This window comes from Paraburkholderia caledonica (assembly GCF_000383275.1).
In the GTDB taxonomy this organism is placed as follows: Bacteria; Pseudomonadota; Gammaproteobacteria; order Burkholderiales; family Burkholderiaceae; genus Paraburkholderia; species Paraburkholderia caledonica.
Window position 1 is genome coordinate 63,127 of sequence record NZ_KB911052.1, and the last position, 26,048, is coordinate 89,174.

At 63.7% G+C, this 26,048-nt stretch carries 25 protein-coding genes; 16 read left to right on the forward strand and 9 right to left on the reverse strand.

Annotation, left to right across the window (positions count from 1 at the left end):
- Positions 1 to 29: 29 nt before the first annotated feature.
- The 7 genes from H281_RS0132280 to H281_RS0132310 all read right to left on the reverse strand — a co-directional run bounded on the left by H281_RS0132280 (position 30) and on the right by H281_RS0132310 (position 6,179).
- The gene (locus tag H281_RS0132280; RefSeq protein ID WP_020071263.1) at positions 30 to 1,310 is read right to left on the reverse strand and encodes a DUF3426 domain-containing protein; all 1,281 of its coding nucleotides are present in this window, start codon (positions 1,308 to 1,310) and stop codon (positions 30 to 32) included.
- A gap of 48 nt (positions 1,311 to 1,358) precedes the next feature.
- Positions 1,359 to 2,261: a 50S ribosomal protein L11 methyltransferase gene (gene prmA / locus H281_RS0132285; protein ID WP_020071264.1), complete on the reverse strand. Its 903-nt coding sequence runs from the start codon at positions 2,259 to 2,261 to the stop codon at positions 1,359 to 1,361.
- 3 nt (positions 2,262 to 2,264) lie between these two features.
- Positions 2,265 to 3,632 carry an acetyl-CoA carboxylase biotin carboxylase subunit gene (gene accC / locus H281_RS0132290; RefSeq protein WP_020071265.1) on the reverse strand — a complete coding sequence of 456 codons (1,368 nt, stop codon included), beginning with the start codon at positions 3,630 to 3,632 and terminating at the stop codon, positions 2,265 to 2,267.
- A 131-nt stretch (positions 3,633 to 3,763) separates the two neighbouring features.
- On the reverse strand, positions 3,764 to 4,237 hold the full coding sequence (gene accB / locus H281_RS0132295; protein WP_020071266.1) for an acetyl-CoA carboxylase biotin carboxyl carrier protein: 474 nt from the start codon (positions 4,235 to 4,237) through the stop codon (positions 3,764 to 3,766).
- Positions 4,238 to 4,310: 73 nt separating this feature from the next.
- The gene (gene aroQ, locus H281_RS0132300) at positions 4,311 to 4,766 is read right to left on the reverse strand and encodes a type II 3-dehydroquinate dehydratase (protein WP_020071267.1); all 456 of its coding nucleotides are present in this window, start codon (positions 4,764 to 4,766) and stop codon (positions 4,311 to 4,313) included.
- A gap of 194 nt (positions 4,767 to 4,960) precedes the next feature.
- A complete protein-coding gene (locus H281_RS0132305; protein WP_027805131.1) occupies positions 4,961 to 5,518 on the reverse strand; it encodes a TlpA family protein disulfide reductase in 558 nt (185 codons plus the stop codon).
- A gap of 7 nt (positions 5,519 to 5,525) precedes the next feature.
- Complete coding sequence (locus H281_RS0132310; protein WP_020071269.1) at positions 5,526 to 6,179, reverse strand: hypothetical protein; 654 nt, start codon at positions 6,177 to 6,179, stop codon at positions 5,526 to 5,528.
- Between the two features lie 197 nt (positions 6,180 to 6,376).
- On the opposite strand from H281_RS0132310, the gene mpl reads away from it, so the two are divergent.
- From mpl to pyrF, 16 genes are all read left to right on the forward strand, one after another.
- Positions 6,377 to 7,849: a UDP-N-acetylmuramate:L-alanyl-gamma-D-glutamyl-meso-diaminopimelate ligase gene (mpl, locus tag H281_RS0132315; RefSeq protein WP_408735253.1), complete on the forward strand. Its 1,473-nt coding sequence runs from the start codon at positions 6,377 to 6,379 to the stop codon at positions 7,847 to 7,849.
- Positions 7,846 to 8,448, forward strand: coding sequence for a YqiA/YcfP family alpha/beta fold hydrolase (locus H281_RS0132320; RefSeq protein ID WP_020071271.1), 603 nt, complete (start codon positions 7,846 to 7,848; stop codon positions 8,446 to 8,448). Before mpl ends, H281_RS0132320 begins: the two co-directional genes overlap by 4 nt.
- Before the next feature lie 247 nt (positions 8,449 to 8,695).
- Entirely contained in the window at positions 8,696 to 10,834 is a 2,139-nt protein-coding gene (locus tag H281_RS0132325) for a ribonuclease catalytic domain-containing protein (protein WP_020071272.1), read from the forward strand.
- Positions 10,831 to 11,694, forward strand: coding sequence for a shikimate dehydrogenase (aroE, locus tag H281_RS0132330; RefSeq protein WP_020071273.1), 864 nt, complete (start codon positions 10,831 to 10,833; stop codon positions 11,692 to 11,694). The genes H281_RS0132325 and aroE overlap by 4 nt, the downstream gene beginning before the upstream one ends.
- 59 nt (positions 11,695 to 11,753) lie before the next feature.
- On the forward strand, positions 11,754 to 12,476 hold the full coding sequence (mtgA, locus tag H281_RS0132335; protein ID WP_020071274.1) for a monofunctional biosynthetic peptidoglycan transglycosylase: 723 nt from the start codon (positions 11,754 to 11,756) through the stop codon (positions 12,474 to 12,476).
- 928 nt (positions 12,477 to 13,404) lie between these two features.
- Positions 13,405 to 14,385 (forward strand): IclR family transcriptional regulator, encoded by a 981-nt coding sequence (locus tag H281_RS0132340; RefSeq protein WP_020071275.1) that lies wholly within the window; start codon positions 13,405 to 13,407, stop codon positions 14,383 to 14,385.
- Entirely contained in the window at positions 14,382 to 15,506 is a 1,125-nt protein-coding gene (locus H281_RS0132345) for a 2-dehydro-3-deoxygalactonokinase (RefSeq protein ID WP_020071276.1), read from the forward strand. The genes H281_RS0132340 and H281_RS0132345 overlap by 4 nt, the downstream gene beginning before the upstream one ends.
- 35 nt (positions 15,507 to 15,541) lie before the next feature.
- Entirely contained in the window at positions 15,542 to 16,222 is a 681-nt protein-coding gene (locus tag H281_RS0132350) for a 2-dehydro-3-deoxy-6-phosphogalactonate aldolase (protein WP_020071277.1), read from the forward strand.
- Positions 16,219 to 16,995 (forward strand): SDR family oxidoreductase, encoded by a 777-nt coding sequence (locus H281_RS0132355; RefSeq protein WP_020071278.1) that lies wholly within the window; start codon positions 16,219 to 16,221, stop codon positions 16,993 to 16,995. The genes H281_RS0132350 and H281_RS0132355 overlap by 4 nt, the downstream gene beginning before the upstream one ends.
- Positions 16,996 to 17,182: 187 nt before the next feature.
- The gene (locus H281_RS0132360) at positions 17,183 to 18,181 is read left to right on the forward strand and encodes an arabinose ABC transporter substrate-binding protein (RefSeq protein WP_020071279.1); all 999 of its coding nucleotides are present in this window, start codon (positions 17,183 to 17,185) and stop codon (positions 18,179 to 18,181) included.
- A 156-nt stretch (positions 18,182 to 18,337) separates the two neighbouring features.
- Positions 18,338 to 19,876, forward strand: coding sequence for an L-arabinose ABC transporter ATP-binding protein AraG (gene araG, locus H281_RS0132365; RefSeq protein ID WP_027805132.1), 1,539 nt, complete (start codon positions 18,338 to 18,340; stop codon positions 19,874 to 19,876).
- 53 nt (positions 19,877 to 19,929) lie between these two features.
- The gene (gene araH, locus H281_RS0132370; RefSeq protein ID WP_020071281.1) at positions 19,930 to 20,946 is read left to right on the forward strand and encodes an L-arabinose ABC transporter permease AraH; all 1,017 of its coding nucleotides are present in this window, start codon (positions 19,930 to 19,932) and stop codon (positions 20,944 to 20,946) included.
- 38 nt (positions 20,947 to 20,984) lie between these two features.
- On the forward strand, positions 20,985 to 21,785 hold the full coding sequence (locus H281_RS0132375) for an SDR family NAD(P)-dependent oxidoreductase (RefSeq protein WP_020071282.1): 801 nt from the start codon (positions 20,985 to 20,987) through the stop codon (positions 21,783 to 21,785).
- Positions 21,782 to 22,705: an SMP-30/gluconolactonase/LRE family protein gene (locus tag H281_RS0132380; protein WP_020071283.1), complete on the forward strand. Its 924-nt coding sequence runs from the start codon at positions 21,782 to 21,784 to the stop codon at positions 22,703 to 22,705. The genes H281_RS0132375 and H281_RS0132380 overlap by 4 nt, the downstream gene beginning before the upstream one ends.
- 209 nt (positions 22,706 to 22,914) lie before the next feature.
- The gene (locus H281_RS0132385) at positions 22,915 to 23,985 is read left to right on the forward strand and encodes an aldose 1-epimerase (RefSeq protein WP_020071284.1); all 1,071 of its coding nucleotides are present in this window, start codon (positions 22,915 to 22,917) and stop codon (positions 23,983 to 23,985) included.
- 152 nt (positions 23,986 to 24,137) lie between these two features.
- Positions 24,138 to 24,953, forward strand: a complete 816-nt coding sequence (gene pyrF / locus H281_RS0132390; RefSeq protein ID WP_020071285.1) for an orotidine-5'-phosphate decarboxylase — start codon at positions 24,138 to 24,140, stop codon at positions 24,951 to 24,953.
- 30 nt (positions 24,954 to 24,983) lie between these two features.
- Here the strand turns inward: pyrF and H281_RS0132395 are convergent, their stop codons facing one another.
- Positions 24,984 to 25,499, reverse strand: a complete 516-nt coding sequence (locus H281_RS0132395; RefSeq protein WP_020071286.1) for a cupin domain-containing protein — start codon at positions 25,497 to 25,499, stop codon at positions 24,984 to 24,986.
- Positions 25,500 to 25,522: 23 nt separating this feature from the next.
- Positions 25,523 to 26,023: a CinA family protein gene (locus tag H281_RS0132400; RefSeq protein ID WP_020071287.1), complete on the reverse strand. Its 501-nt coding sequence runs from the start codon at positions 26,021 to 26,023 to the stop codon at positions 25,523 to 25,525.
- Positions 26,024 to 26,048: the final 25 nt, after the last annotated feature.

Below are 26,048 nucleotides of genomic sequence, written 5' to 3' on the forward strand. Positions count from 1 at the left end.
CCGCTCGACGCGGGGCGCGCAAGGATGCGTTACGGATAGAAGATCTGTACGCGGAAATTGGAGGCGACAGCGTTGCCGGTATCGAGGTGCACGATCATGGTTTGCGTCATGTGCGGCGGCAGGCCGGCTGCGATCGGCGTACCCGGCGCAACGTAGTCTTGCGGGAACAGCACGCGGCGCAACGCCACGTTGTTCTGATCGTCGAGAAGCGTGAGTTCGATCGCCGGATAGGCCAGCGCGACGTTGAAGCGGTTGCGCAGCGGCATCCGCAATTCGAGCTTGTGCGGCCCGTCGATTTGCCGCAAATCGGACGGCTCTACCTGCAAGCCGTCGATGTCGTGCGGCGCGGTGAGCTGACAGCCGAGCGACGCGCACACCTTCGCGTACAGCGCCTGGGTACCCGGCAGATAGACGAGTACCGTCTCACGCTGCCACCACGCGAGTTGCGCGAGCAACGCGACGATGAGCAGGACCGCCGCCACCGATCCGCCGACGATCCATGCGAGGCGCCGTGGTTCTGCGGCACGCGTCTCCCGCGTGACCGGAAACGGATCCATGTCGTCGCCGAGCGGCGGCTGTACCGAGAACGGCTCACCGCTCGGCGTCGCAGCCGCGCGGGTCGGCCCGCGCAGATCGGCATCGGCGGGATTGGCGGAATAGGGATGCGGATGCGTTGCGCCGAGGCCGGCCGCGCCTACGCCGGTCGTTCCGAAATGCGGTTCGTTATCGGAGAATCCATGGAACGCAGCCGACTCGTTGAGCACCGGTTCGTCGATCGGAAAATCGGAAGGGCGTTCGGTCTTGTGCCACACGCTAGGTGCTTCTTCTGCGGGCGGCTCCGCTTCATAGGCGAAGGGTTCGAGCGGCGCGTCCGCGAGCAGCGGTTCGTGGTCGGCCGGCGTCGCCGTGCCGGATGCGCCGGGTGGCAACGTGGGCTCCGTCGCGGCATGGCCAGGCGCGCCAGCGGTGCCTGCGCCGGTGTAGCCGGGCTGGGCCGCGACGTTCTGTGCGTTATGACGGAAGCGTTCCTCGAAGAGCGGCGTGGGGCGCGGCGCCCAGGGATCCCAGGCGGCGGGGCTGAAGTCTGCGCCGCTCGGGCGCACGCCGGAGAGCGCTTCGATTGCCGCGGCTGCGGAGACCTGTCTGGCGGTGGAGAAGTCGCCGCCCTCGCTTATGTCGAAGAGGCTGCCGGATGCGTCGAACACTTCATGGCATTGCCCGCAACGCACGAGGCCGCGGCGCAGCGCCAACTGCGTCGGTTGCAGGCGGAAGACGGTTTCACAGAAGGGACAGCGCGTCGCCAGAAGCATATTGAGCCGGTTAGCCGAGGGGCCGTTGGTTGGACAATACGCCTTATTCTAATGGCTTTCGCGGCGTGTTCCCGTCAGACATACCCACCCTTCGTGTTCGCGCCATACGCCGATGTCGATCCATCGCGCGTACACCTGCGCGACTTCATCGGCTTGGCGCGCCAGAATGCCCGACAGTGCGATGCGGCCGCCCGGCTTGACCTTCGACGAGAGCATCGAGGCCATCAGCTTGAGCGGATTGGACAGAATATTGGCAACGACGATGTCGAACTCGCCGGCGGGGCATTCGTTGGGCAGACCGTAGGTGACTTCGGCGCGGTTGCGCTCGCTGTTATGACGCGCCGACTCGACCGCTTGCGGATCGATGTCGATGCCGTACACCGGATCGGCGCCGCATTTTTTCGCGAGAATCGCGAGAATGCCGGAGCCGCAACCGTAGTCGAGCACGGATTGTCCGGGCTTCACCGATTGCTCCAGCCACTCCATGCACAGACGCGTGGTGGGATGGCTGCCGGTGCCGAACGCTAGGCCCGGATCGAGTTCGAGCACCAGCGCGTTGGGGTCCGGCGCGTCGTGCCACGAAGGCACGACCCAGATGCGCTCGCCGATCGGGATCGGATCGAACTGCGACTGCGTGAGACGCACCCAATCCTGTTCTTCGACGTCACGCACAGTGAACGACGGCGCCGCCGGAAGGCCGACCTCGTTCGCAGCGGCGGCAAGCAGCACCGCCGGTTCATGTTCCGCCGCGAGCAGCGCGATCACGCGCGAACGCTGCCAGGCGGTGCGGTCGGGCGTGAGACCGGGCTCGCCGAAAAGCGGCTGCTCGTCGGGCGTGTCGGCGTCCGCATCTTCGACCGATACGGACAACGCGCCCAACTCGAGCAGCGCGTCGGAAAATTCCTCCGCATGCTCGCGAGCCAATTCAGCGACCAGTTCCCGGTAACTCATGACTTACGCTTCTTCCGGCGCGGCCTGCAGCTTCGCGGCCAACCGGTTTTCGAGGTAATGAATGCTCGTGCCGCCTTCGACGAACTTCGCGTCCAGCATCAGCTCGCGATGCAACGGAATGTTCGTCTGGATTCCTTCGACGACCATTTCCGACAGCGCGATGCGCATCCGCTTGATTGCCTGCTCGCGTGTGGCGCCATAAGCGATCAGCTTGCCGATCATCGAATCATAGTTCGGCGGCACGAAATAGCCATTGTAGGCATGCGAGTCGACGCGAATGCCGGGACCGCCCGGCATGTGCCACGACGTAAGGCGTCCCGGCGACGGAATGAACTTGAACGGATCTTCAGCGTTGATCCGGCATTCGATCGCATGGCCCTTGAACACGATGTCGCGCTGACGGAACGCGAGCTTTTCACCTGCCGCAATGCGGATCTGTTCCTGGACGATGTCGACGCCCGTGATCAGTTCGGTCACGGGGTGTTCGACCTGCACGCGCGTGTTCATTTCAATGAAGTAGAACTCGCCGTTTTCGTACAGGAATTCGAACGTACCGGCGCCAAGATAACCCATCTTCTTGCACGCATCCGCGCAACGGTCGCCAATGCGGTCGATCAGACGGCGCGCAATGCCGGGTGCCGGCGCTTCTTCGATCACTTTCTGGTGACGGCGCTGCATCGAGCAATCGCGCTCGCCGAGCCAGACTGCGTTCTTGAACGAATCGGACAGCACCTGGATTTCGATGTGCCGCGGGTTCTCCAGGAATTTTTCCATGTAGACCTGCGGGTTGCCGAACGCACGGCCGGCTTCTTCGCGCGTCATGTTGACCGCGTTGACGAGCGCCGCTTCGGTGTGAACGACGCGCATGCCGCGGCCACCGCCGCCGCCGGCGGCCTTGATGATGACCGGATAGCCGACTTGCCGCGCAATTTTCACGATCTCTTTCGGATCTTCCGGCAATGCGCCTTCAGAACCCGGCACGCACGGCACGCCGGTCTTGATCATGGTCTGCTTGGCGGTCACCTTGTCGCCCATCATCCGGATGGTTTCCGGACGCGGACCGATAAAAGTGAAGCCGGATTGCTCGACACGTTCGGCGAAGTCGGCGTTCTCCGACAGAAAGCCGTAACCGGGGTGAATCGCCTCGGCGTCCGTGACTTCCGCCGCGCTGATCAGCGCCGGCATATTCAGGTAGCTCAGATTGGAAGGTGCCGGGCCGATACAGACGGCTTCGTCGGCGAGCTTGACGTATTTGGCTTCCTTGTCAGCTTCGGAATAGACGACGACCGTCTTGACGCCCAGTTCGCGGCAGGCGCGCTGGATGCGAAGCGCGATCTCGCCACGATTGGCAATAAGGATTTTTTCAAACATAGCGGGTTTTCGACTCATCAATGGGCGCCGGGTTGCTCAGAACACCGGCTGCCTCAGAGGATCGGGCGCGCGCCGAATGCAACGGGCGCGCGGGGCGGCATGCGCACAGCGGGGGCGCAATGGGCGCCGCGTTAGCCGACCACGAACAGCGGTTGGCCGTATTCGACCGCCTGACCGTTTTCGACGAGAATTTCCTTCACGACGCCGGACTTGTCCGACTCGATTTCGTTGAGCAGCTTCATTGCTTCGATGATGCAGATCGTCTGGCCTTCCTTGACCGTGTCACCGACCTGGACAAACGGGTCGGCGCCCGGCGACGGAGCACGGTAGAACGTTCCGACCATCGGCGAGGTCACGACATGACCTTGCGGCGCGGCGGCTGCCGGCGTGGCCGGAGCACCTGCCGCCGTGACGGCGGGCGCTTCACCGCCTGCCATCGGGGCCGGCTGTGAGTATTGCGGCGCGTACGAAGCGGACGGCTGCACATAAACCGGCGGCGCGTTCTTGACGATGCGAACCTTGCCCTCGCCCTCGGTCACTTCGAGTTCCGAGATGCCGGACTCCGACACGAGATCGATCAGAGTTTTCAGTTTGCGTAGATCCATCAGGAAGCCCCTTTTTTCAATGCGTGGAGTGCCGGCGCGTGTGCGGCCGGCGCAAATTAGACGTGTTTGTATTTCAGCCCCGCGACGAACCGGCGGCCAGCCGGTCGAGCGCGAATTCGAGTGCGTACAGATAACCCTTCCAGCCGAGGCCGCAGATCACGCCCTCAGCCTGGTCGGAAAAATACGAGTGATGCCGGAACGGTTCACGACGATGCACGTTCGACAGATGAATCTCGACGAACGGAATGCCGACGCCCGCCAGAGCGTCCCGGATGGCGACACTCGTGTGCGTGTACGCAGCCGGATTGATCAGGATGAAATCGGTTTTTTCTGTCCGGGCGGATTGGATGCGATCAACCAGAGCGCCTTCATGGTTGCTCTGGAACGACGCGAGTTCTACGCCGGCGTCGGCGGCGCGGTCGGATAGTGCCTGATCGATCTGCGGCAAGGTCACGCGGCCATAAACCTCGGGTTCCCGCGTACTGAGAAGGTTGAGGTTGGGGCCGTGCAGTACCAGCAGTCGCGTCATGGTCGCTTCTTTTTCCGTGGAATTGGGCGCACTTTAGCGCTGATTAGAGAAACTTGTCTAGTTTCCTGCACGGACGAAGCGTTCGGGAGCCGATCGGAGTAGGGCGCCGGTCGCCTAATTTCTCGCAATTCCAGCGGATTTGCTCCGAATTTTGTGCCTTTCTCCGCAAAACCGCCGTCAAAAGATTGAGAAATTTACAGCGCGTCGAGGGTCTGTTTTAAGGCGACAGGATCGATCTGGCCTAATTTTGTCGAGCGGATGTTGCCCTTTGCGTCAATCACCACGGTGAACGGCAGGCCACCCGCCGTATTGCCGAACGATCGCGCGAGGTCGGCACCGCCGAACCCCGTCACATAGACCGGGTAGGCCACCTTCACTTTTTGCAGGAAAGCCTGCACATTTTTCTCGGAATCGACGCCAAGTCCGACGAACTGGATGCCTTTCTTCGCGTAATCGCGCTGAAGTTGCGAGAGCGCGGGCATTTCCTCGACACACGGCCCGCACCACGAAGCCCAGAAATTGACGACGATCGGGCGACCTTTCAGCACGGAAAGTGAGCCGGGCTTGCCGTCGGCGGTAGTCACCGGGGCCGCCCAAAGCTGGGCAACAGCGCCTTCTTTCGACGCCGAACCGGCGGCGTGAGCGGTCGCGGTCAAACCGTCGTCGCCGTTCAGCCAGTAATTGGCGAGGACGCCGCTTCCTGCCGCGACACCGGCGACGAGCGCCGCCATCAAAATGCGTCTGCTGTTCATCATGTGTTTAGTTCGGTGAAGGCGCTACGCCGCCTGCTGCAAGCAGCGACTGGACGGTCTGGAGATTCGCGCGCGCCGTGCGTCCACGAGCGTCGGCTTTGACTGCGCCGCGCAGGTCGTCCGCCTCATAAAGCGCGACATGAACGCCTACGGGCTCCGAGTCGCGCCCTTCGCTCGCCGGCCGCCACAGAAAGCTCAGCGTCTCGACGTAGCCGCGGCCCGCAAAGTGGCGCGTTTCCGAGACGTCGTATTGAATGTTCGCGTTGAGGAAGTAGATGGCTACTTCTTTCGGGTTGTCGCAGAACGCCTGAAGATGAATGTCCGAATGCTCGCCGGCCGTGCCGCCGAGCACTGCGCCCGTCAAATAAGGGTTAAAAGGTGCGAGCCGCTCCATCCATTCGACAGCGATGCCGCGCAGGCGCCGCAGCAGCGCCGGCTGGCTGTCGCCCTGAAAGAGCGACTGATATTCGCGGATTTCTTCCTCGATCTGATCGTTATCAGGCAGCCATTCGCCGGCAATCCGGCTTTCTCCAATGACTTGTCGAGCCGCTTTGCGCTTGGCCGTTGCATAGTCGAGACCGTCTTCGGCGATCAGGCGCGCAGCCGCAATGGCGATTTCCTCGCGCACGCGCTGCGGATCAAAATGTGATTTGCGAACCATGCGTCAATCATACTAGAGATTGATGACAGCCCTTTCCGGCGGCGCTGGCCGGCTGCCGGGCGTCGCCAAAGCGGGCGAGTCCGCTTAGGGGTTCGGGAGGCGTCGGTTACAATGACGTCCTTCGCGGACGGCTCTTTTGGCCGCTCGCCGCTCTCCCATCCCTCTCAGGAAAACGCCGGGCCGCCCCACAAGTTTTCTTGCCCCTTCGGGGGCCTGGCACGAACCGCCAGGTAAGGGCCCTTCAGGAAAAAACGCCCGCGCGGCACGACAGGCTTATGCATATCCACATCCTCGGTATCTGCGGCACGTTCATGGGCGGTCTCGCGGTCCTCGCGCGCGGCGCGGGCCACACGGTGACGGGCTGCGACGCCGGCGTATATCCGCCAATGAGCACGCAGCTCGAGGCGCAAGGCATCCGTCTGATCGAGGGCTACGACGCGGACCAGTTGAACGGTTTGAACGCCGACCTGTTCGTGATCGGCAACGTGGTATCCCGCGGTAACCCGCTAATGGAAGCGATTCTCGACCGTGGCCTGCCGTATGTGTCCGGCCCGCAGTGGCTCGGCGAACACGTGCTGAACGGCAAATGGGTGCTCGCGGTGGCCGGTACGCACGGCAAGACGACGACCAGTTCCATGCTCACATGGCTGCTCGAAGACGCGGGTCTCAATCCCGGTTTTCTGATTGGCGGTGTGCCGCTGAATTTCGGCGTCTCCGCGCGGCTCACCGATTCCAGCTTCTTCGTGATCGAAGCCGACGAGTACGACACGGCCTTCTTCGACAAGCGGTCCAAGTTCGTGCACTACCGGCCCAAGACCGCGGTTCTGAATAACCTCGAATTCGATCACGCCGACATCTTCCCGGATCTGGCGGCTATCGAGACGCAGTTTCATCACCTGATCCGCACGGTGCCGCGCATCGGCCGTGTCGTGACGAACGGCCGGGAAGACCCGCTCGAACGCGTGCTGACGCGCGGCTGCTGGAGCGAAGTGGAGCGTTTCGGCGTGCAGGGCGGCTGGGAAACGCTGCCCGCGGAAGACGGTGTGCCCGTCGACGAACGGTTTGCGGTGTATCACAACGCCGAGCGCGTCGGCGTGGTCGAGTGGCAGGTGCAGGGTGAGCACAACCGCATGAACGCACTCGCCGCGATTGCCGCCGCGCGCCATGTCGGCGTGCCGCCGGCGCAGGCCGCAAAGTCACTGTCGAGCTTTCGCAACGTGAAGCGGCGCATGGAAGTGCGCGGCAGCGTAGACGGCGTGACGGTGTACGACGACTTCGCTCATCACCCAACCGCGATCGACACCACGGTGGCTGGCCTGCGGGCGCGTGTGGGCCGCGACAATACGCGGATTCTCGCCGTGCTGGAGCCGCGCTCGAACACGATGAAGCTCGGCGTGATGAAGGCGCAACTTCCGGCAAGTCTCGCAGACGCCGATCTCGTGTTCGGCTACGGCGCACCGAGCGGCCGTGACGCGCTGGGCTGGAATTTGGGCGAAGCACTGGCGCCGCTCGGCGGCAAGGCGCAAGCCTTCGACAATCTCGACGCGCTCGTCAAAGCCGTGGTCCACGCAGCGCGCCCCGGCGATCAGATTCTGGTGATGAGCAACGGCGGCTTTGGCGGCGTGCATCAGAAACTGCTCGACGCCCTGTCCGCGAGAGGCGCTTCGTGATCCTTTATCTGCACGGTTTTCGTTCTTCGCCCAATTCGTTCAAGGCGCGCGTGCTCGCGGCACGGCTCGTGGAGCTCGGCCGCAGCGACGAATGGTGCTGCCCGATGCTGCCCGTCTCGCCGTTTGAGACGGTCGCGCTCGCGGAGGCGCTCGTGGCCGCCGCCGGTACAAAGCGCGTGACGGTGATCGGCAGTTCGCTTGGCGGCTACTTCGCCACGTATCTGGCGGAAAAGCACGGCTGGCCGGCCGTGCTGCTGAATCCGGCGGTCGTGCCGCAGCGCGATTTGAGCGCCTATCTCGGCGAACAGCCGTTGTGGCACGGCGGCGGCAGCATCGTCGTCGAACCGCATCATCTTGACGAACTGCGCTCGCTCAGTGTGACGTCCATCACGCGCCCCGAACGTTATTATTTGTTGGCTGCGACCGGCGACGAAGTCCTCGACTATCGTGAAATGCTCGCGCACTATCGCGGCGCGCGCACTACGCTGATCGAAGGGAGCGACCACGCGATCAGCGAGTTCGCCGACTATGTCGACGACGTACTGGCGTTTTGCGACGCAGAAGACGTCGAGCCGCCGGCGCCACGCGAGGCTGCTTGACGGTCAGTAGGCGTGCGGAGCGGGGAGTGAAGTTGAGCGCTGAGTGCGGTTGCGAGCGGGCTTGAAAGCTCGCAGAACCGGCCCGAAACCGAAGCCGCCGACGAAATGGCACCGCCCCATCAGCAGGAGCGCAGCCAACTATTAGATTCATGCCGCCAGCGCGCGCCTCGTGCGCAGCGGATCCATTATCACGAATACGTTGCCGTGCCGTGCACGCCGGCGGATGCAAGTCAGACGAGAGTATTGAGTGAACGTTTTCTTCGAGGAATCGGGAAGTTTCAAGGCAGGCAGTGTGCTGTCGCGCCAAGGCGATGCGTTTCAGGTCGAGTTGCCGGGCGGCCGGCGCGCGAAGGTGCGCGCGAAGGACGTGCTGATCGAGTTCGAAAAGCCGGGTGCGGTCGAACTGATGCAGCAGGCCGACGCCGTTGCGCAGGAGATTGACCTGGACTTCCTGTGGGAATGCGCGCCCGACGACGAATTTCCGTTCGCCACGCTTGGCGCGGAATATTTCGGCGAGCGCTTCGGCGCAATCGAACGCGCGGCGCTGGTGCTGCGCATGCACGGTGCGCCCGTGTATTTCCGCCGCAAGGGCCGCGGCATGTATCAACGCGCGCCGCAGGAGCAGCTGAAAATGGCGCTCGCGGGCCTCGAGCGTAAGCGTCAGCAGGCGCTCGTGCAGCAAGGCTATGAAGAGGAACTGAAGGCCGGCCGCTTGCCGGAGGCGTTCACCGGCAAGACGGCGCTCGCGTTGCTCACCAAGCCCGACAAGAACACGATCGAATACAAGGCGCTCGAAGCCGCTGCGGCCGCGCGCGGCATTTCGCAAGCGCGTCTGATGCTCGAATGCGGCGCTATCCCGTCGGCGCGAGCTTTGCACGAGGCCAGATTCCTGTCGGAGTTTTTCCCGCACGGCACCGGCTTTCCGCCTGTCACGCCCGGCAGCGTGCCCGACGATCTGCCCGAAGCCAACGTGCAGGCGTTCTCCATCGACGACATTACGACCACCGAGATCGACGACGCGTTTTCCGTCGAGCATCTCGCGGACGGTCGCGTGCGGATCGGCGTGCACATCGCGGCGCCGGCGCTCGGCATTCAACGTGGCGACGAGGTGGACGCCATAGCGCGCACGCGTTTGTCGACCGTCTACATGCCGGGCGACAAGATCACGATGCTGCCCGATAGCGTGGTGGAAGCGTTCACGCTGGCCGAAGGCGGCTTGCGTCCGGCGCTTTCACTGTATGTGATCGTCAATCGCGAGACGCAGGAGATCGTGGCGAGCGAAACGCGTGCGGAGCGCGTGTTCGTGAAGAACAATCTGCGTCACAACACGCTCGACGAACTGGTCACCGAAGAGGCGCTCGCCGCGGGCACGGGCGACTATCCGCACAAGGAAGATATCGCCGTTTTGTGGCCGTTCGCGCAGGCGCTGTTCGAGAAGCGTCAGGCTGCGCGCGCAGGTTATGGTCTGCGCCGCGAGGTGCAGAGGAATACCGACTTCAACTTCTACGTCGAAGGCGAGCACATCACGATCACGCCGCGGCGGCGCGGTTCGCCGCTCGACACGATCGTCGCCGAACTGGCGATCCTGGCGAATTCGTCATGGGGCGCGTTTCTGCATGACCACGGCGTGCCGGGCATCTATCGCACACAGCGCGCGTTCGGCGCGCCCACCGGCCCGAAGCGCACCCGCATGCAGACGAACGCCGCGCCGCACGAAGGGCTCGGCGTCACGCAATATGCGTGGAGCACGTCGCCGCTGCGCCGTTACGTCGACCTGGTGAACCAGTGGCAGTTGCTCGCCTGCGTCCAACACGGCGTAACGGCGAAGCTGGCCGCCCCGTTCAAGCCCAAAGATGCCGACCTGTTCGCCGTCGTGCAAGGTTTCGACGACACGTACAGCGCGTACGCCGATCATCAGCGTCGCATGGAATATTTCTGGTGCCTGCGCTGGCTGAAGCAGGAAAACCGCAAGCAGGTGGTGGCGTCCGTCGTAAAGGGCGACCTCGTGCGGCTGGAAGAGATTCCGCTGCTGCTGCATGTGCCGGGGCTCGGCGTGCATGCGCGCGGCACGCGTCTCCAGATGGAGGTGATGTCGATCGACGAGTTGACCGTCGAGGCGTCCGTGCGTCTTCTGCATGTGCTCGACGCGCCGACCGTCACGAGCGGCGCCGAAGCTGATGAGGCCGACGACACGGACGAAGCGGAAGAGGGCGAAGAGGAGCTCGTCGAAGCGTCCGATGAAAGCGCCGAAAGCGAAGCCGAGGCGCAAGCGGAAGCCGATGTCGACGGCGCGGAAAGCGGCGCAAGCTCGGCGGACAGCGCCGATAACGACAATGGTTCGAGCGATGCCGCCGCCGAGCAGCGCATCACGGAACCGGGTCGATGAGCGGGGTCGAAATGAAAGACCGTTATGCGGTGATCGGAAATCCGGTCGGCCATAGCAAGTCGCCGTTCATTCACAGCCGGTTTGCCGCGCAAACGGGCGAGCCGGTCGAGTACAGCGCGTTGCTCGCGCCGGTGGACGCTTTCGTGCCGCACGTGCGCGCCTTCATCGAAGCAGGCGGGCGCGGGCTGAACGTGACCGTGCCGTTCAAGCTCGACGCGCATGCATTCGCCAGCAGTCTGTCGCCGCGTGCGGCCGCTGCGGGCGCGGTGAATACCTTGCGTATCGATCCGAACGGCGTGTATGGCGACAATACCGACGGCTTCGGTCTCGTGCGCGACATCGAGGTGAATCTCGGCGTGTCGTTGAAAGGGGCGCGCATTCTGTTGCTCGGCGCAGGCGGCGCCGCGCGCGGCGTCGTGCTGCCCATGCTGGAGCGCGCGCCGCATACGCTGACCATCGTCAACCGGACGGCCGCGAAGGCCGAGGCGCTGGTCGATCAGTTTGCACAAGCCGCGAGCGGCGTCGCATGCCGTCTGAGCGGCGGCAACGCGCGAGCGATAGAGCCGGGCGCATACGACGTGATCGTGAATGCCACTGCGGGCAGTCTGGAGGCATCGTTGCCGGAATGCGACGACGGCGCGTTCGGCAACGGCACGCTTGCGTACGACATGATGTACGGCGCGCATCCGACGGTGTTCATGGAGCACGCGCAAAAGCTCGGAGCACGCGGGGCTGACGGCCTCGGCATGCTGGTCGAGCAGGCGGCAGAATCGTTTTACGTGTGGCGCGGCGTGCGGCCTGACAGCGTTCCTGTGCTGGCCGAATTGCGCGCGTTGCTGACGGCGCCGTCGCACGCTTGAGACAGCATTCTTAGACAGCTTTCGTCAGACGCCCCACGAACTCGAGGACCGACACTACGATGACAGCCACGCGACGCACGAGCCGGCCAGGTCCGGCGCGATGGATCGTTTATCTTGTCGCCGTGGTCGTCTTTGCGTGGCTCGCGACGCAGGTCTTTTACTTCGCGCAGATTGCGGTGTGGAACTATGTGAACCCGCGCTCGACGGCTTACATGCGCTCCGACGCGTGGCGCTTGTCGCAGGAAAAACCTGGCCTTTCGATGCAGCACACGTGGGTGCCGTACGACCAGATTTCGCGCAATCTGAAGCGGGCGATCATTGCCTCCGAAGACGCGAACTTCGTCAACAACAACGGCTACGAAACCGATGCGATCCTGCAGGCGTGGGAGCGCAACAAGGCGAAGGGCAAAATCGTTCGAGGCGGCTCGACGATCACGCAGCAACTTGCGCGCAATCTCTTCCTGTCGCGCGAGAAGAGTTATATACGCAAAGCGCAGGAGCTGATCATCACGTGGATGCTGGACACCTTGATGAACAAGGAGCGCATCTTCGAGATTTACCTGAATTCTGTTGAGTGGGCCAATGGCGTTTATGGCGCCGAGGCGGCGGCGCGTTATTACTACAAGACGCCGGCGAGCGGGTTGACAGCGGCGCAGTCGGCGCGGCTCGCGGTCATGCTGCAGCAGCCGAAGTATTACGACGAGCATCGCGGGTCGGCGTATCTGGCGCAGAGGTCTCGGGTGATTGCCCGGAGGATGGGGGCGGCTGAGTTGCCCGAGTAGGTTTTTGTTTGCGGTGTTTTGTTTTTGACCCCGTTGGCCTCTCCTTGAATGCGCGGTGGTCTATTGGCGTTGCCCCTGTGCGGGGCGGCACTTACTTTCTTTGCATGCCGCAAAGAAAGTAAGCAAAGAAAGCGGCTTCAAACCGCCAGCTCATAAGTGGGTCCCCTGGCTTGGAGGGGGCAGTGGTGCATCTGGAGTCCGTGCCCTCGCGCACTCCGCCCCGTGACAAGGCAGTCATTCTTCCGGCGACGCTTCGCGCGCCGCAGCGGTCGTTCTTAGAACCGCCGACCGCTCAAACTTCTTTCTCCCTTTCTCCATTTCCCATCTTGCCGTCTGTCTCGCCACGTCACTGCCTGCGCTCGGCGACTGCGCCAATCGCGAGCCGTTGATGTTAAGCGGACGTATCCGACGAGCACGTAGTGCAAGGCGGGAGGTATGACTGCCTTGTCACCGGCGCGGAGTGTGCGAGAGCACAGATTCCAGATGCACCACTGCCCCCTCCAATCCAGGGGACCCACTTATGAGCTAGCGGTGTGAAGCCGCTTTCTTTGCTTACTTTCTTTGCGGCGTGCAAAGAAAGTAAGTGCCGCCCCGCACAGGGGCAACGCCAATAGACCGCCGCGAAATCAAGGAAAGGCCAAAGGTCCTCAACACCAGACCCAACACCACCCCACCAGCCGCGGCAACACCAAATCCCATTATCTGACCACACAAATCACATATTGGAGCTTTCTCAAAAACCCCCCTACAATCCACTCCAACAGCAGAAACCCAAAATTCTGCGACAGCGAAAAAAACCGGAGACAAGCCAAACCATGCCTACCAAAGCCCTCAGGCAGCACCCCCGCGCCCACGCCGCCGCGCACACCCAAGGCCCGCTCTCCGGCCCCGCGCTGTAAGCGCAGAATCCACCGAAAAGCGAATCGCCATGAACAAAGCGATGCCCAACCACGCCGAAAGCGCAGCCGAAGCCGAACTGGCGCCACACGCCGACCATGACGCGTCTAGCGCCACGCCGCGCACGGCGCCCGCAGCCAAAGCGCCGCGCGCCACGCCTCAGCCCGCCGCCGTGGTCAATGGAATTGCGTTGCCGAGCACGCTGCTCGACATCACGCCGCAACAGGCCGGCACGCAGACGCTTCTGCGCGGCCTCGCGATTCTCGAAGCCGCCGCCGCCGGCGTGCGCGATCTGCGCACCTTCGGCGCCGCGCTCGGCACGACGCGCAGCACCACGCATCGGCTGGTCAGCAGCCTCGTGCAGGCGCGCTACCTGCGTCAGGTGCAAGGCGGTTATCTGCTGGGCCCCAAGCTGATCGAACTGGGCACCATCGCGCTCGAACAGATGCCGCTCACCGCGGTCGCTCGCCCGCATCTCGAATCGCTCGCGGAACAGACGCTCGACACAATTCACCTCGGCGTGCGCGATGGCGACGACGTGCTTTACATCGACAAGATTCCCGGCACGCGCGGACTCGAGATGCGCTCACGCGTCGGTCACCGGATGCCGCTTGCGTCGACGGGTATCGGCAAGGCCATGATGCTCGATCTCACGCCGGAGCACTGGCAGTCGCTATTTGACGCATCGCGACGCGCGCTCGCCAGCGTTACCTTTAAGCCCGACAACCGTCCCGACGCGCAGACTTTCATGCAGCGCATGACGAACTACGCCGCCGGCGGCTACACGTTCGACCTCGAGGAAAACGAAGCGTCGATTCGCTGCGTCGCGGCCCCGGTGCGCGATGCGTCGGGCGCGATTGTCGCGGCGCTGTCGGTGGCCAGCACGATCCCTTATATGTCGCTCGAGCGCATGGACGAGCTGATTCCGGTCGTGCAGCGCGAAGCGCGCGCGATCTCCGAAGAACTCGGCTGGCGCGCCCCGCAACCCACAACCCGCAGGATCAAGCGATGAAACACGCGGGTTCTCCCACCCCGTCGGACGCGCAGGTGGCGGTCGGCGCCGCCGCGGCCGGCGTGCCAGCAAACGCCGGAATAAACGCAGAAGCAAACGCCGAAGCAAACGCCGAAGCAAACGCCGAAGCGAATAGTCACGCAGCGTTGATCGCGCTCGACTGGGGCACCACATCGCTGCGCGCGTATCTTTACGACGCGTCCGGCAAGGTGCTCGCGACGCGCGCATCGACGGCCGGCATCATGAACCTGCCTCGCAGCGCGGAGCAGGGCGGTTTCGACGCCGCATTCGAGGACGCCTGCGGCGCCTGGCTCAAAGCCGCGCCCGGCGCGCCCGTGATTGCTGCGGGCATGGTCGGCAGCGCGCAAGGCTGGCTCGAAGCGCCCTACGTCGATGCGCCCGCGAATGCGGATGCGCTCGCGGCGGGTATCGTCCGCGTGAAGGCGGCTTGCGGCGCGACACTGCATATCATCCCCGGCGTGCTGCAACGCGGCGAGCTGCCCAACGTGATGCGCGGCGAAGAAACGCAGATCTTCGGCGCATTAAGCGAGGATTCCCGCGACGCGGACAGCAGCAATCGCGCGCTGATCGGCTTGCCCGGCACGCACGCGAAGTGGGCGGTGGTGCAGGCCGGGCGTATCGAACGTTTCCATACGTTCATGACGGGCGAAGTATTCGGCGCATTGCGCGAACACACGATTCTCGGCCGCACGATGGTCACGCCCGACCGTCCGGATTCCGAAGCGTTTCTGCGCGGCGTGAACATCGCGCGCGACAAGGGACAGGCGGGCGTGCTCGCGACGGTCTTCAGCTCGCGCACGCTCGGTCTAACAGGACAACTTTCGCCCGAGCAGCAGCCGGACTACCTATCGGGTCTGCTGATCGGGCATGAACTGGCCGGCCTCGAAACCGTACTGAAGCAGCAGCAAAGCTCGCTCGCGGGTCAAAGCCTGCGCCTGATCGGCAACGAAGCGTTGTGCGAGCGCTATCGCGTCGCGCTCGCGCGGTTCGGCTGCACGCAGGCCGAACTCGTCAAGCAGGCGACCGAGCGCGGCCTGTGGCGCGTCGCGTCGCAGGCGGGGCTCGTCAATCCGGCCGCCCGTGCAGCGCAGGCCGGTTAGGCAGCGCGCCGCCATCCACGAAACAAGGAACCGACATGCAACCTCACATCAATCTGCCCGCTCCGTACATGCCGCACGCGGGTTTGATCGCGGCGTTCGAGGCATGTCCGCTGATCGCGATCATGCGCGGCGTGACGCCCGCCGATGCGGCGGAGCACGGACAGGCGCTGTACGAAGCCGGCTTTCGCATCGTCGAAGTGCCGCTGAATTCGCCGCAGCCGTTCGACAGCATTGCGGCAATCCGCAAGGCGCTGCCCGCCGATGCGATCGTCGGTGCGGGCACGGTGTTGCATCCGAGTTTCGTCAAGGACGTGAAGTCGGCCGGCGGTGAACTGATCGTGATGCCGCACAGCGATCCGGACGTGGTCGTTGCCGCCAAAGCGCAAGGCATGGCCTGCGCGCCCGGTGTCGCCACGCCGACTGAAGCGTTCATCGCGCTAAAAAACGGCGCGGACGTATTGAAGATGTTCCCGGCTGAACAACTCGGCTGTCATGTGGTGAAGGCCTGGCGCGCGGTGATCGCGGCGCAGGTGCCGCTCGTACCAGTCGGTGGCATCGCACCTGACAACATGGGACCGTTTCTGAGCGCCGGAGCGAACGGCTTCGGTCTCGGCTCTGCGCTCTATAAGCCGGGCCAGAGCGCGGCGGTGACGGCTTCGCACGCGAAAGCCTTTATCAACGGATTGCGCGTTGCGCGCGCGGGTGTGAAGAAATGACACGCCTGGCGGGCAAAGTCGCATTGGTCACCGGCGCAGGGCGCGGCATCGGCGCGGCGATTGCCCTTGCGTTTGCGCGCGAAGGCGCAGCGGTGGCGCTTGCCGAACTCGACATCGACACGGCGCGGCAGACGGCGCAGCAGATCAGTTCGGAAACCGGGGCGCGCGTGTTGGCGGTGCATACGGACGTCACGCAATCGGCTTCGGTCCAGCACGCGGTGAGCGAAGCGGAAAAAAAGCTTGGACCGCTCGACGTGCTGGTGAACAACGCGGGCATCAACGTGTTTTGCGACCCGCTGACCATGACCGACGACGACTGGCGCCGCTGCTTTGCGGTCGATCTCGACGGCGTCTGGAACGGCTGCCGCGCAGTATTACCGGGCATGGTCGAACGCGGCGCGGGCAGCATCCTGAACATCGCGTCGACGCATGCGTTCAAGATCATTCCGGGCTGTTTTCCGTACCCGGTCGCGAAGCACGGTGTGATTGGCCTCACGCGCGCGCTAGGCATCGAGTACGCGCCGCGCAACGTGCGGGTCAACGCAATCGCGCCTGGCTACATCGAAACCCAGTTGACGCATGACTGGTGGAACGAACAGCCGGACCCGGCCGCCGCGCGGCAGGCGACGATGGATTTGCAGCCGATGAAACGCATCGGCCGCCCGGAAGAAGTAGCGATGACGGCGGTGTTTCTCGCGTCGGATGAAGCGCCGTTCATCAACGCCACGTGTATCACCGTCGACGGCGGCCGCTCCGTGCTTTATCACGATTGAGCCGGCGACCGGGGGCAGCAACCTGCCAACAAACAAGCAGTAAAGAAAAAAAGAAACGCAGTACAAAGCGAACCAGAAAAACGTAGCACCGTTTCACCGGACGACGCGCTGGCCGCGTGTGTCGCAACCGGTACAAGAAGACGCGGCCGATACCTTCTCGTTATCAATTAGTCAGGAGACACGCAACATGAAACGTAGAATTTTCCTCACGCTGGCAGCAGCGGCGGCGGGTGTGGTCTTCAACGCGCCGGTCGCGCAAGCCGCCGATCCGGTCAAGATCGGTTTCCTCGTCAAGCAGCCGGAAGAACCGTGGTTCCAGGACGAGTGGAAGTTCGCCGAAATTGCCGCCAAGGAGAAGGGCTTCACGCTGGTGAAGATCGGCGCGCCGTCGGGCGAGAAAGTGATGAGCGCGATCGACAACCTGTCGGCGCAAAAGGCGCAAGGCTTCGTGATCTGCACGCCTGACGTGAAGCTCGGACCGGGCATCGTCGCCAAAGCGAAAGCCGACGGCCTGAAGATGATGACGGTGGACGACCGCCTGGTCGACGGCGCGGGCAAGCCGATCGCGTCGGTGCCGCACATGGGCATCTCGGCGTACAACATCGGCAAGCAGGTCGGCGACGGTCTGGCCGCAGAAATCAAGAAGCGCGGCTGGGACATGAAGGACGTGGGCGCGATCGACGTGACCTACGAACAACTGCCGACCGCGCATGACCGCACGAGCGGCGCGACCGACGCGCTGCTCGCCGCCGGCTTCCCGAAAGCGAACGTGATCGCCGCGCCGCAAGCGAAAACCGACACGGAAAACGCGTTCAACGCCGCCAACATTGCGCTGACGAAGAACCCGCAGTTCAAGCACTGGGTCGCGTACGCGCTGAACGACGAAGGCGTGCTCGGCGCGGTGCGCGCAGCGGAAGGGCGCGGCTTCAAGGCCGACAACATGATCGGCATCGGTATCGGCGGTTCGGATTCGGCGTTGAACGAGTTCAAGAAGCCGAACCCGACGGGCTTCTTCGGCACGGTCATCATCAGCCCGAAGCGCCACGGCGAAGAAACAGCGACGCTGATGTACGACTGGATCACGCAAGGCAAGGCGCCGCCCCCGCTCACGTTGACGACCGGCATGCTGGCCACGCGTGAGAACGTCGGTGAAGTGCGCGAGAAGATGGGGCTTGCTTCGAAGTAACGCGCGCTGCAATGAAGGATTGCCGGCGCGTCGCTTACGGTGCGCGCGCCGGCAACTGAAACGGAACATGAGCAACAGGACATAGGCCGTGCGTTGCAGGTGTCGAAGTACGACGCCCAGCGAGGCGCGGTCGAGATGAAACAGCGAGGAGGCGAAGTGTCAGCGACGCTACGTTTTGACAATATCGGCAAAGTCTTTCCAGGCGTGCGCGCGCTCGACGGTGTGTCCTTCGACGTCAACGTCGGCCAGGTGCACGGCCTGATGGGCGAAAACGGCGCAGGGAAATCGACCCTGCTGAAGATACTCGGCGGTGAATATCAGCCCGACTCGGGCCGCGTGATGATCGACGGAAAAGAAGTGCGCTTTACGAGCGCGGCTTCGTCGATCGCGGCGGGTATCGCGGTGATTCACCAGGAATTGCAGTACGTGCCCGATCTGACCGTCGCGGAAAATCTGCTGCTCGGCCAGTTGCCGAATTCGTTCGGCTGGGTCAACAAGCGCGACGCGAAGCGCTTCGTGCGTGAGCGTCTCGAAGCAATGGGCGTCGCGCTCGATCCGAACGCGAAGCTGCGCAAGCTCTCCATCGCGCAGCGGCAGATGGTGGAAATCTGCAAGGCATTGCTGCGCAACGCTCGCGTGATCGCGCTCGACGAACCGACGAGTTCGCTGTCGCATCGTGAAACCGAAGTGCTGTTCAAGCTGGTGCGCGATCTGCGCGCCGACAACCGCGCGATGATCTACATCTCGCATCGCATGGACGAAATTTACGAACTCTGCGACGCGTGCACGATTTTCCGTGACGGTCGCAAGATCGCTTCGCATCCCACGCTCGAAGGCGTGTCGCGCGACACCATCGTCAGCGAAATGGTCGGGCGTGAGATCTCGGACATTTACAACTATTCGGAGCGGCCGCTCGGCGAAGTGCGTTTCGCGGCGAAGGCGATCGAAGGCCATGCGCTTTCGCAGCCGGCCAGCTTCGAAGTGCGGCGCGGCGAAATTGTCGGCTTCTTCGGCCTCGTGGGCGCGGGCCGCAGCGAACTGATGCATCTCGTCTACGGCACCGAGCATAAGAAGGGCGGCGAACTAGTGCTCGACGGCAAGACGATCCGGGTAAAAAGCGCCGGCGAAGCGATTCGCCACGGCATCGTGCTGTGTCCGGAAGACCGCAAGGAAGAAGGCATTGTCGCGATGGCGACGGTGTCGGAGAACATCAACATCAGTTGCCGCCGTCACTATCTGCGCGCGGGCGTCTTCCTCGATCGCAAGAAAGAAGCGGAAACCGCGGACCGCTTCATCAAGCTGCTGAAGATCAAGACGCCGAGCCGCCGCCAGAAGATCCGCTTTCTTTCGGGCGGTAATCAGCAGAAGGCGATTCTGTCGCGCTGGCTCGCCGAACCCGATCTGAAGGTCGTGATTCTCGACGAACCGACTCGCGGCATCGACGTGGGCGCGAAGCACGAAATTTATAACGTGATTTACCAGCTTGCCGAACGCGGCTGCGCGATCGTGATGATTTCGTCGGAACTGCCCGAAGTGCTGGGCGTGTCCGACCGCATCGTCGTGATGCGCCAGGGCCGAATTGCCGGCGAACTGTCGCGCAAGGATGCAACGGAACAAGCGGTGCTGAGCCTCGCGTTGCCGCAAAGCTCGACCGCACTGCCCGCAACCGGAACTGCCGCTCAACAGGCGGCCTGAACATCATTGGACGAAAGTCCGGCAACCCGTGGGGAACGGGAGGAGTCTTCATCATGCAAGCTAGAGAAAACCTCGCGCAACAGGCCGCCAAGAGCGCGGCTGAGGCGCTGATCCCGCAGACGAGCGACAAGGCGAAGTGGTGGCAGCAAATCACCGAGTACAGCCTGATCCTGATCTTCGTGGTGATGTTCGTGACGATGTCGCTGACCGTCGACCACTTCTTCTCGATCGAGAACATGCTCGGCCTCGCGCTGTCCATTTCGCAGATCGGCATGGTCGCGTGCACGATGATGTTCTGTCTCGCGTCGCGAGATTTCGACTTGTCGATCGGATCGACCGTCGCGTTCGCCGGCGTGTTGTGCGCGATGGTGCTCAACGCGACCGACAATACGTTTATCGCGATCGTTGCCGCAGTGGCGGCCGGCGCGGTGATCGGCTTCGTCAACGGCGCGGTGATCGCGTATCTGCGCATCAACGCTCTGATCACCACGCTCGCAACGATGGAAATCGTGCGTGGCCTCGGCTTTATCGTGTCGCACGGTCAGGCGGTGGGTGTGTCGTCGGATACGTTCATTGCGCTGGGCGGCTTGAGCTTCTTCGGCGTGTCGTTGCCGATCTGGGGCACGCTGCTGTGCTTTATCGTGTTCGGCGTGATGCTGAATCAGACCGTGTATGGCCGCAACACGCTTGCGATCGGCGGCAATCCGGAAGCGTCGCGGCTCGCGGGTATCAACGTCGAGCGCACGCGCGTGTACATCTTCCTGATTCAGGGTGCCGTCACCGCGCTCGCAGGTGTGATCCTGGCGTCGCGGATCACGTCGGGACAGCCGAATGCCGCGCAAGGCTTCGAACTGAACGTGATCTCGGCATGCGTGCTCGGCGGCGTGTCGCTGCTCGGCGGGCGTGCGACGATCTCCGGCGTCGTGATCGGCGTGCTGATCATGGGCACCGTCGAGAACGTGATGAACCTGATGAACATCGATGCGTTCTATCAGTACCTCGTGCGTGGCGCGATCCTGCTCGCAGCCGTGCTGCTCGACCAGTTGAAGAACCGCGGTTCGCGCGACTAATCGCGGCTTAACCATCTCGCTCAAAAAGGAATCGAACGATGTCGTCTCCGGCCAATGCAAACGAGCGTCTCGCGAACAGCGCATTCGCGCGCTACCCTAGTCTTGTCGACCGCACGGTGTTGATTACGGGCGGCGCGACCGGTATCGGCGCATCGTTTGTCGAGCATTTCGCGGCGCAGGGCGCGCGCGTTGCGTTCTTCGATATCGACGCAACCGCGGGCGAAGCGCTGGCGGATGAACTCGGCGACTCGAAGCACAAGCCGCTTTTCCTGCCCTGCGATCTGACCGACGTCGACGCGCTGCAAAAAGCGATCGCCGACGTGAAAGCGGCCCTCGGCCCGATCCAGGCGCTCGTGAACAATGCAGCGAACGACAAGCGTCACACGATCGGCGAAGTCACGCGCGAATCTTTCGACGCGGGCATCGCGGTGAACATCCGTCACCAGTTCTTTGCCGCGCAAGCGGTGATGGAAGACATGAAAGCGGCGAACAGCGGTTCGATCATCAATCTCGGCTCGATTAGCTGGATGTTGAAGAACGGCGGTTATCCGGTGTACGTGATGTCGAAATCGGCGGTGCAGGGTTTGACCCGCGGTCTCGCGCGTGACCTGGGGCACTTCAACATTCGCGTGAACACGCTGGTGCCGGGCTGGGTGATGACGGAAAAGCAGAAACGCCTCTGGCTCGACGACGCGGGCCGCCGTGCGATCAAGGAAGGGCAGTGCATCGACGCGGAACTCATGCCGGACGACCTCGCCCGCATGGCGCTGTTCCTCGCCGCCGACGACAGCAGAATGATCACCGCGCAGGACATCGTCGTGGACGGAGGCTGGGCATGACGGCAAGCGTGCGCCCTGACGCCGGTGCGCAACCTGCGAAAAGCGCGGCGCTGCTGCTCGACACCAAGTGCACGTTGGGCGAAGGCGCGACATGGTGCGCGAGAACCGGCCGCTTCTACTGGACGGATATCGAAGGCGCGCGTTTGTGGCGCTACGACCCGAGCGACGGCCGGAGCACTTTCTGGCCGATGCCCGAACGTCTCGCCACGTTCGCGCTGTGTGCCGATCCGCATTACCTGTTGCTTGGCCTTGCCTCGCAGCTGGCCTTTTTCGACATTGCGACGGGACAGACGCGGCACATCGTCGATGTGGAAGCGGGTATGAATACGCGGGTGAACGACGGCCGCTGCGACCGTCAGGGGCGTTTTGTGTTCGGCACGAAAGACGAAGGCTCGCCGTTGCAGGCGATCGGCGGGTTCTACCGGCTCAATCACGACCTGTCGCTGGAGCGTCTGCCGCTGCCCGCGCCGGCCATTTCCAACAGCATCGCGTTCAGTCCCGACGGCGCGACGATGTATTTCTGCGACTCGCCCACGCGTGAGATCCGCGCGTGCGACTATCGTGCGGACGGCGGCATCGCCAACGACCGGCTGTTCGTGCGCCTCGCCGACGCCACTGGCGAGCCCGACGGCTCGACTGTCGATCGCGATGGCGGCTTGTGGAACGCGCAATGGGGCGGCAGACGCGTCGTGCGTTACGGCGCCGACGGTGTCGAAACGGAGCGCGTGGAAGTACCCACGGCGCAGCCGAGTTGCGTCGCGCTCGGCGGCGCGCAACTGGGCACGCTGTACATCACGAGTGCGCGCGTCGGTCTCGACGCAGCGGCGCTCGCCGGCGATTTGCGGGCGGGCGGCGTGTTCATCGTGACACCTGCGCGGCGCGGTTTGCCGGAGCCGGTGTTCCAGGGCGCGCCAGCGTAGCGCAGAATGACGCAGCTTCGCAGTCGATGCAGTGACCGGAAGCGCGCGGCTGCAGTGACGAGCCGTGCTTGACAGAAACCAGCAACAACCGGGCATTCCGCGCAAAACGGCAGCAAGCAGTTTGGACCAGAGGCGACCTGTTCAAGAAAATCGCCCGACAGCACCCGTCAGCCACGACGGCAACGTCCCAGCCTCTCGAAGGAGCAGATATGACTGTTGCGAATCCTGTTTCCGCCTCGTCCCAAACATCACAAAGCGCTCAGAGCCGGCGCTCGCGACTCGCGGCGGCGGCCAATCCGGTGTTGCCGGGGCCAAGCACGTCGGCGGTAGCGGTCGGTGAGACCTCGGCCGGCGACGTCGCATGCATCACGCTCGCCAATGCGCATTTGCGTCTCGACGTTGCACCGACGCTGGGTGGCGGAATCACTCGCTTTGACTGGCGCGACGACGGCGCGCTCACGCCGATTTTTCGTCGCTGCCGCCATGTTGCCGCCGACACGCAACCGAACGAACTCGCCTGTTATCCGCTGCTGCCGTATTCGAACCGGATCGGCGGCGGGCACTTCAATTTCGCAGGGCGGCGCGTCGACGTGGCGTGCAATCGTGCGGACGAGCCGTTTCCAATCCACGGCGACGGCTGGCAGTCGGCGTGGCATGTCGTCGATTCAGACCGGGAGAACGTGCGGCTCACGCTCGATCGCCGTGACGGCAAGCCGTACGCGTTTCGCGCGGCTCAGACCTACAAGCTGGACGGCCCGTCGCTCGTCATCACGCTCGAAATCGAGAACGCGGGCCGCGAGGCGTTGCCTTTCGGGCTCGGCGTGCATCCGTTTTTCGTGCGCGACGGCGACACCGAGTTGTCGGCTGCAGCAGGCGGTCTATGGCTCGCCGGCGATGACTGGCTGCCGGTCCGCCACGTGCAGGCGCCGCCGGCTTGGCAGTTCGGCGTCGCTTATCCGCTGCCAGAAACCATCGTCAATCATGCATTCACTGGGTGGAGCGGACAGGCGGCCGTGGTGTGGCCCAAGCGCCGGCTGTCGCTGAACATTGCCGCCGACACCGATTACTATGTGCTGTACACGCCTCCTGGCGAGGATTTCTTCTGTTTCGAGCCCGTCGATCATCCGATCAACGCGATGAATCTTGCCGGCGGCGCATGCGAAAACGGCATGACGTTGCTTGGGTGTGGCGAGCAACTCGTGCGGACGTTCCGCTTTACCGTTGAACGTACCGGTTTGCGTTCGATGCCGGGCGCGCGAGGATCGCGGCGTCGGCAATAGAGCGCGGTCCGGTCGCTCGCGAAGTCTCGAGGGGCTCGCGCTGGACGGAGCGATGGACAGTGAAGCGAGTGAAGCGAGGCGAGCCGCGCCGCCCACGCCGGACAGGTAAAATACGCGCCTCTTCCGACTACCGGCTCGCCGCGAGACCCACCATGTCCAACTTCATCCAGACACTCAACGACGCGTGGCAGCGCACTAACTCGCTGCTGTGCGTCGGCCTCGATCCGGAGCCCAGCAAGTTTCCGGGCGCGCTTGCCGGCCGCGCCGACGCGATCTTCGACTTCTGCCGCGAGATCGTCGACGCGACTGCACCGTACGCGTCGTCGTTCAAACCGCAAATCGCCTACTTCGCGGCGCATCGCGCGGAAGACCAGCTCGAGCAGCTGATTGCGCACATTCACGCACATCACCCGGGCTTGCCGGTCATTCTCGACGCGAAGCGCGGCGACATCGGCAGCACTGCGGAGCAATATGCGCGCGAGGCGTTCGAACGCTACCAGGCGGACGCGGTGACGGTGAATCCGTACATGGGCTTCGATTCGATCGAGCCGTATCTGCAGCATGAAGGCAAAGGCGTGATCGTACTGTGCCGCACGTCGAACGCGGGCGGCTCAGACCTGCAATTCCTGGAAACGGGGGGCCGTCCGCTGTATCAGGTCGTCGCGCAACTGGCGGCGGAAAAGTGGAATGCGAGCGGCCAGTTGGCGCTGGTGGTCGGCGCGACTTTCCCGAAGGAAATCGAAGTGGTGCGCGGAATTGTCGGCGATATGCCGCTGCTGATTCCCGGCATCGGCGCGCAGGGCGGCGACGTGCAGGCGACCGTGAACGCGGGCCGCACCGCCAACGGCACGGGCATGCTGATCAACTCGTCGCGCGCGATCATCTATGCAGGCAAGGGCGAGGATTTCGCTCAAGCGGCAGCGAAGGCCGCCATGGAGACGCGCGACCGGATCAACGCATTCCGTTGAATCACGGAGTGAGTTGGTGCATGGGCTGGCTTAGTCCGCAGCCGGCCCAAGCCGCTCGATGTGCGCGGCATGCTGCGGGTATTGCGCTTTCAACGCATCCACATCCGCAAGTTCGAATTCAGTGAACTCGAAACCGGGCGCTACCGTGCAGCCCACGAGCGCGAACGTCGCCGGATCCGCGCATTCGGCGGCGAACCACAAACCGGCGGGCACCACAGCCTGAAACACCGTGCCGCGATGAGTCAACGCGTTGCCGAGCCGATGTGTAACGAGGGCGCCCGACTCGTCCAGCACGTGAACGTGCAGCGGTTCGCCCGCATAGAAATGCCAGACCTCGTCGGACTTGATCCGGTGCCACGCCGAATGCGCACCATCGCATAACAGATAGTAGATCGCCGTCGACGCCGAACGCGTTTCGGCCGACCCGCCCGCGCGGCTCACGCGCTCCGCCGACCGGTAGGTCTCGCTGAAAAATCCGCCTTCCGGATGCGGCTTCAGATCGAAGCGACGGATCAGTTCGTCTCTGGCTGCGTGCGAATCGGACATCGTCTTCCCGCCTTCAACCAAACTCAATGTTCGCGCTCGTCGAGCAGCGCGAGCACGCCGCGCAGCGCGTGCGCCGCGGCCTGCACGCGAATCTGTTCGCGGTCGCCCTTGAAAATCTTCGTTTCGACCGACGTATGCAGCCGGTTGCTCCAGCCGAACGACACCATGCCGACCGGCTTGGTCTCTGTGCCGCCGCCCGGCCCGGCGACGCCCGTGATCGACAACGATACCTGGGCGCGGCTGTTGCGCAGCGCGCCTTCCGCCATCGCGCGCGCCACCTGCTCGCTGACCGCGCCGTACTTTTCGATCATGTCCGCGGGCACGCCGATCATTTCACTCTTGGCCTGATTCGAATACGTGACGAAGCCGCGCTCGAACCAGCCGCTGCTGCCTGAGATGTCGGTGATCGCGGTCGCGACCATGCCGCCCGTGCACGACTCGGCGGTGACGAGCATCAGACGCTCGTCGCGCAGGCGGTTGCTCACGCGGATCGCGAGCTGGTGAACGACGGAATCGGTAGGCATGGCGTCAATCCGGAACGGGGCGGAG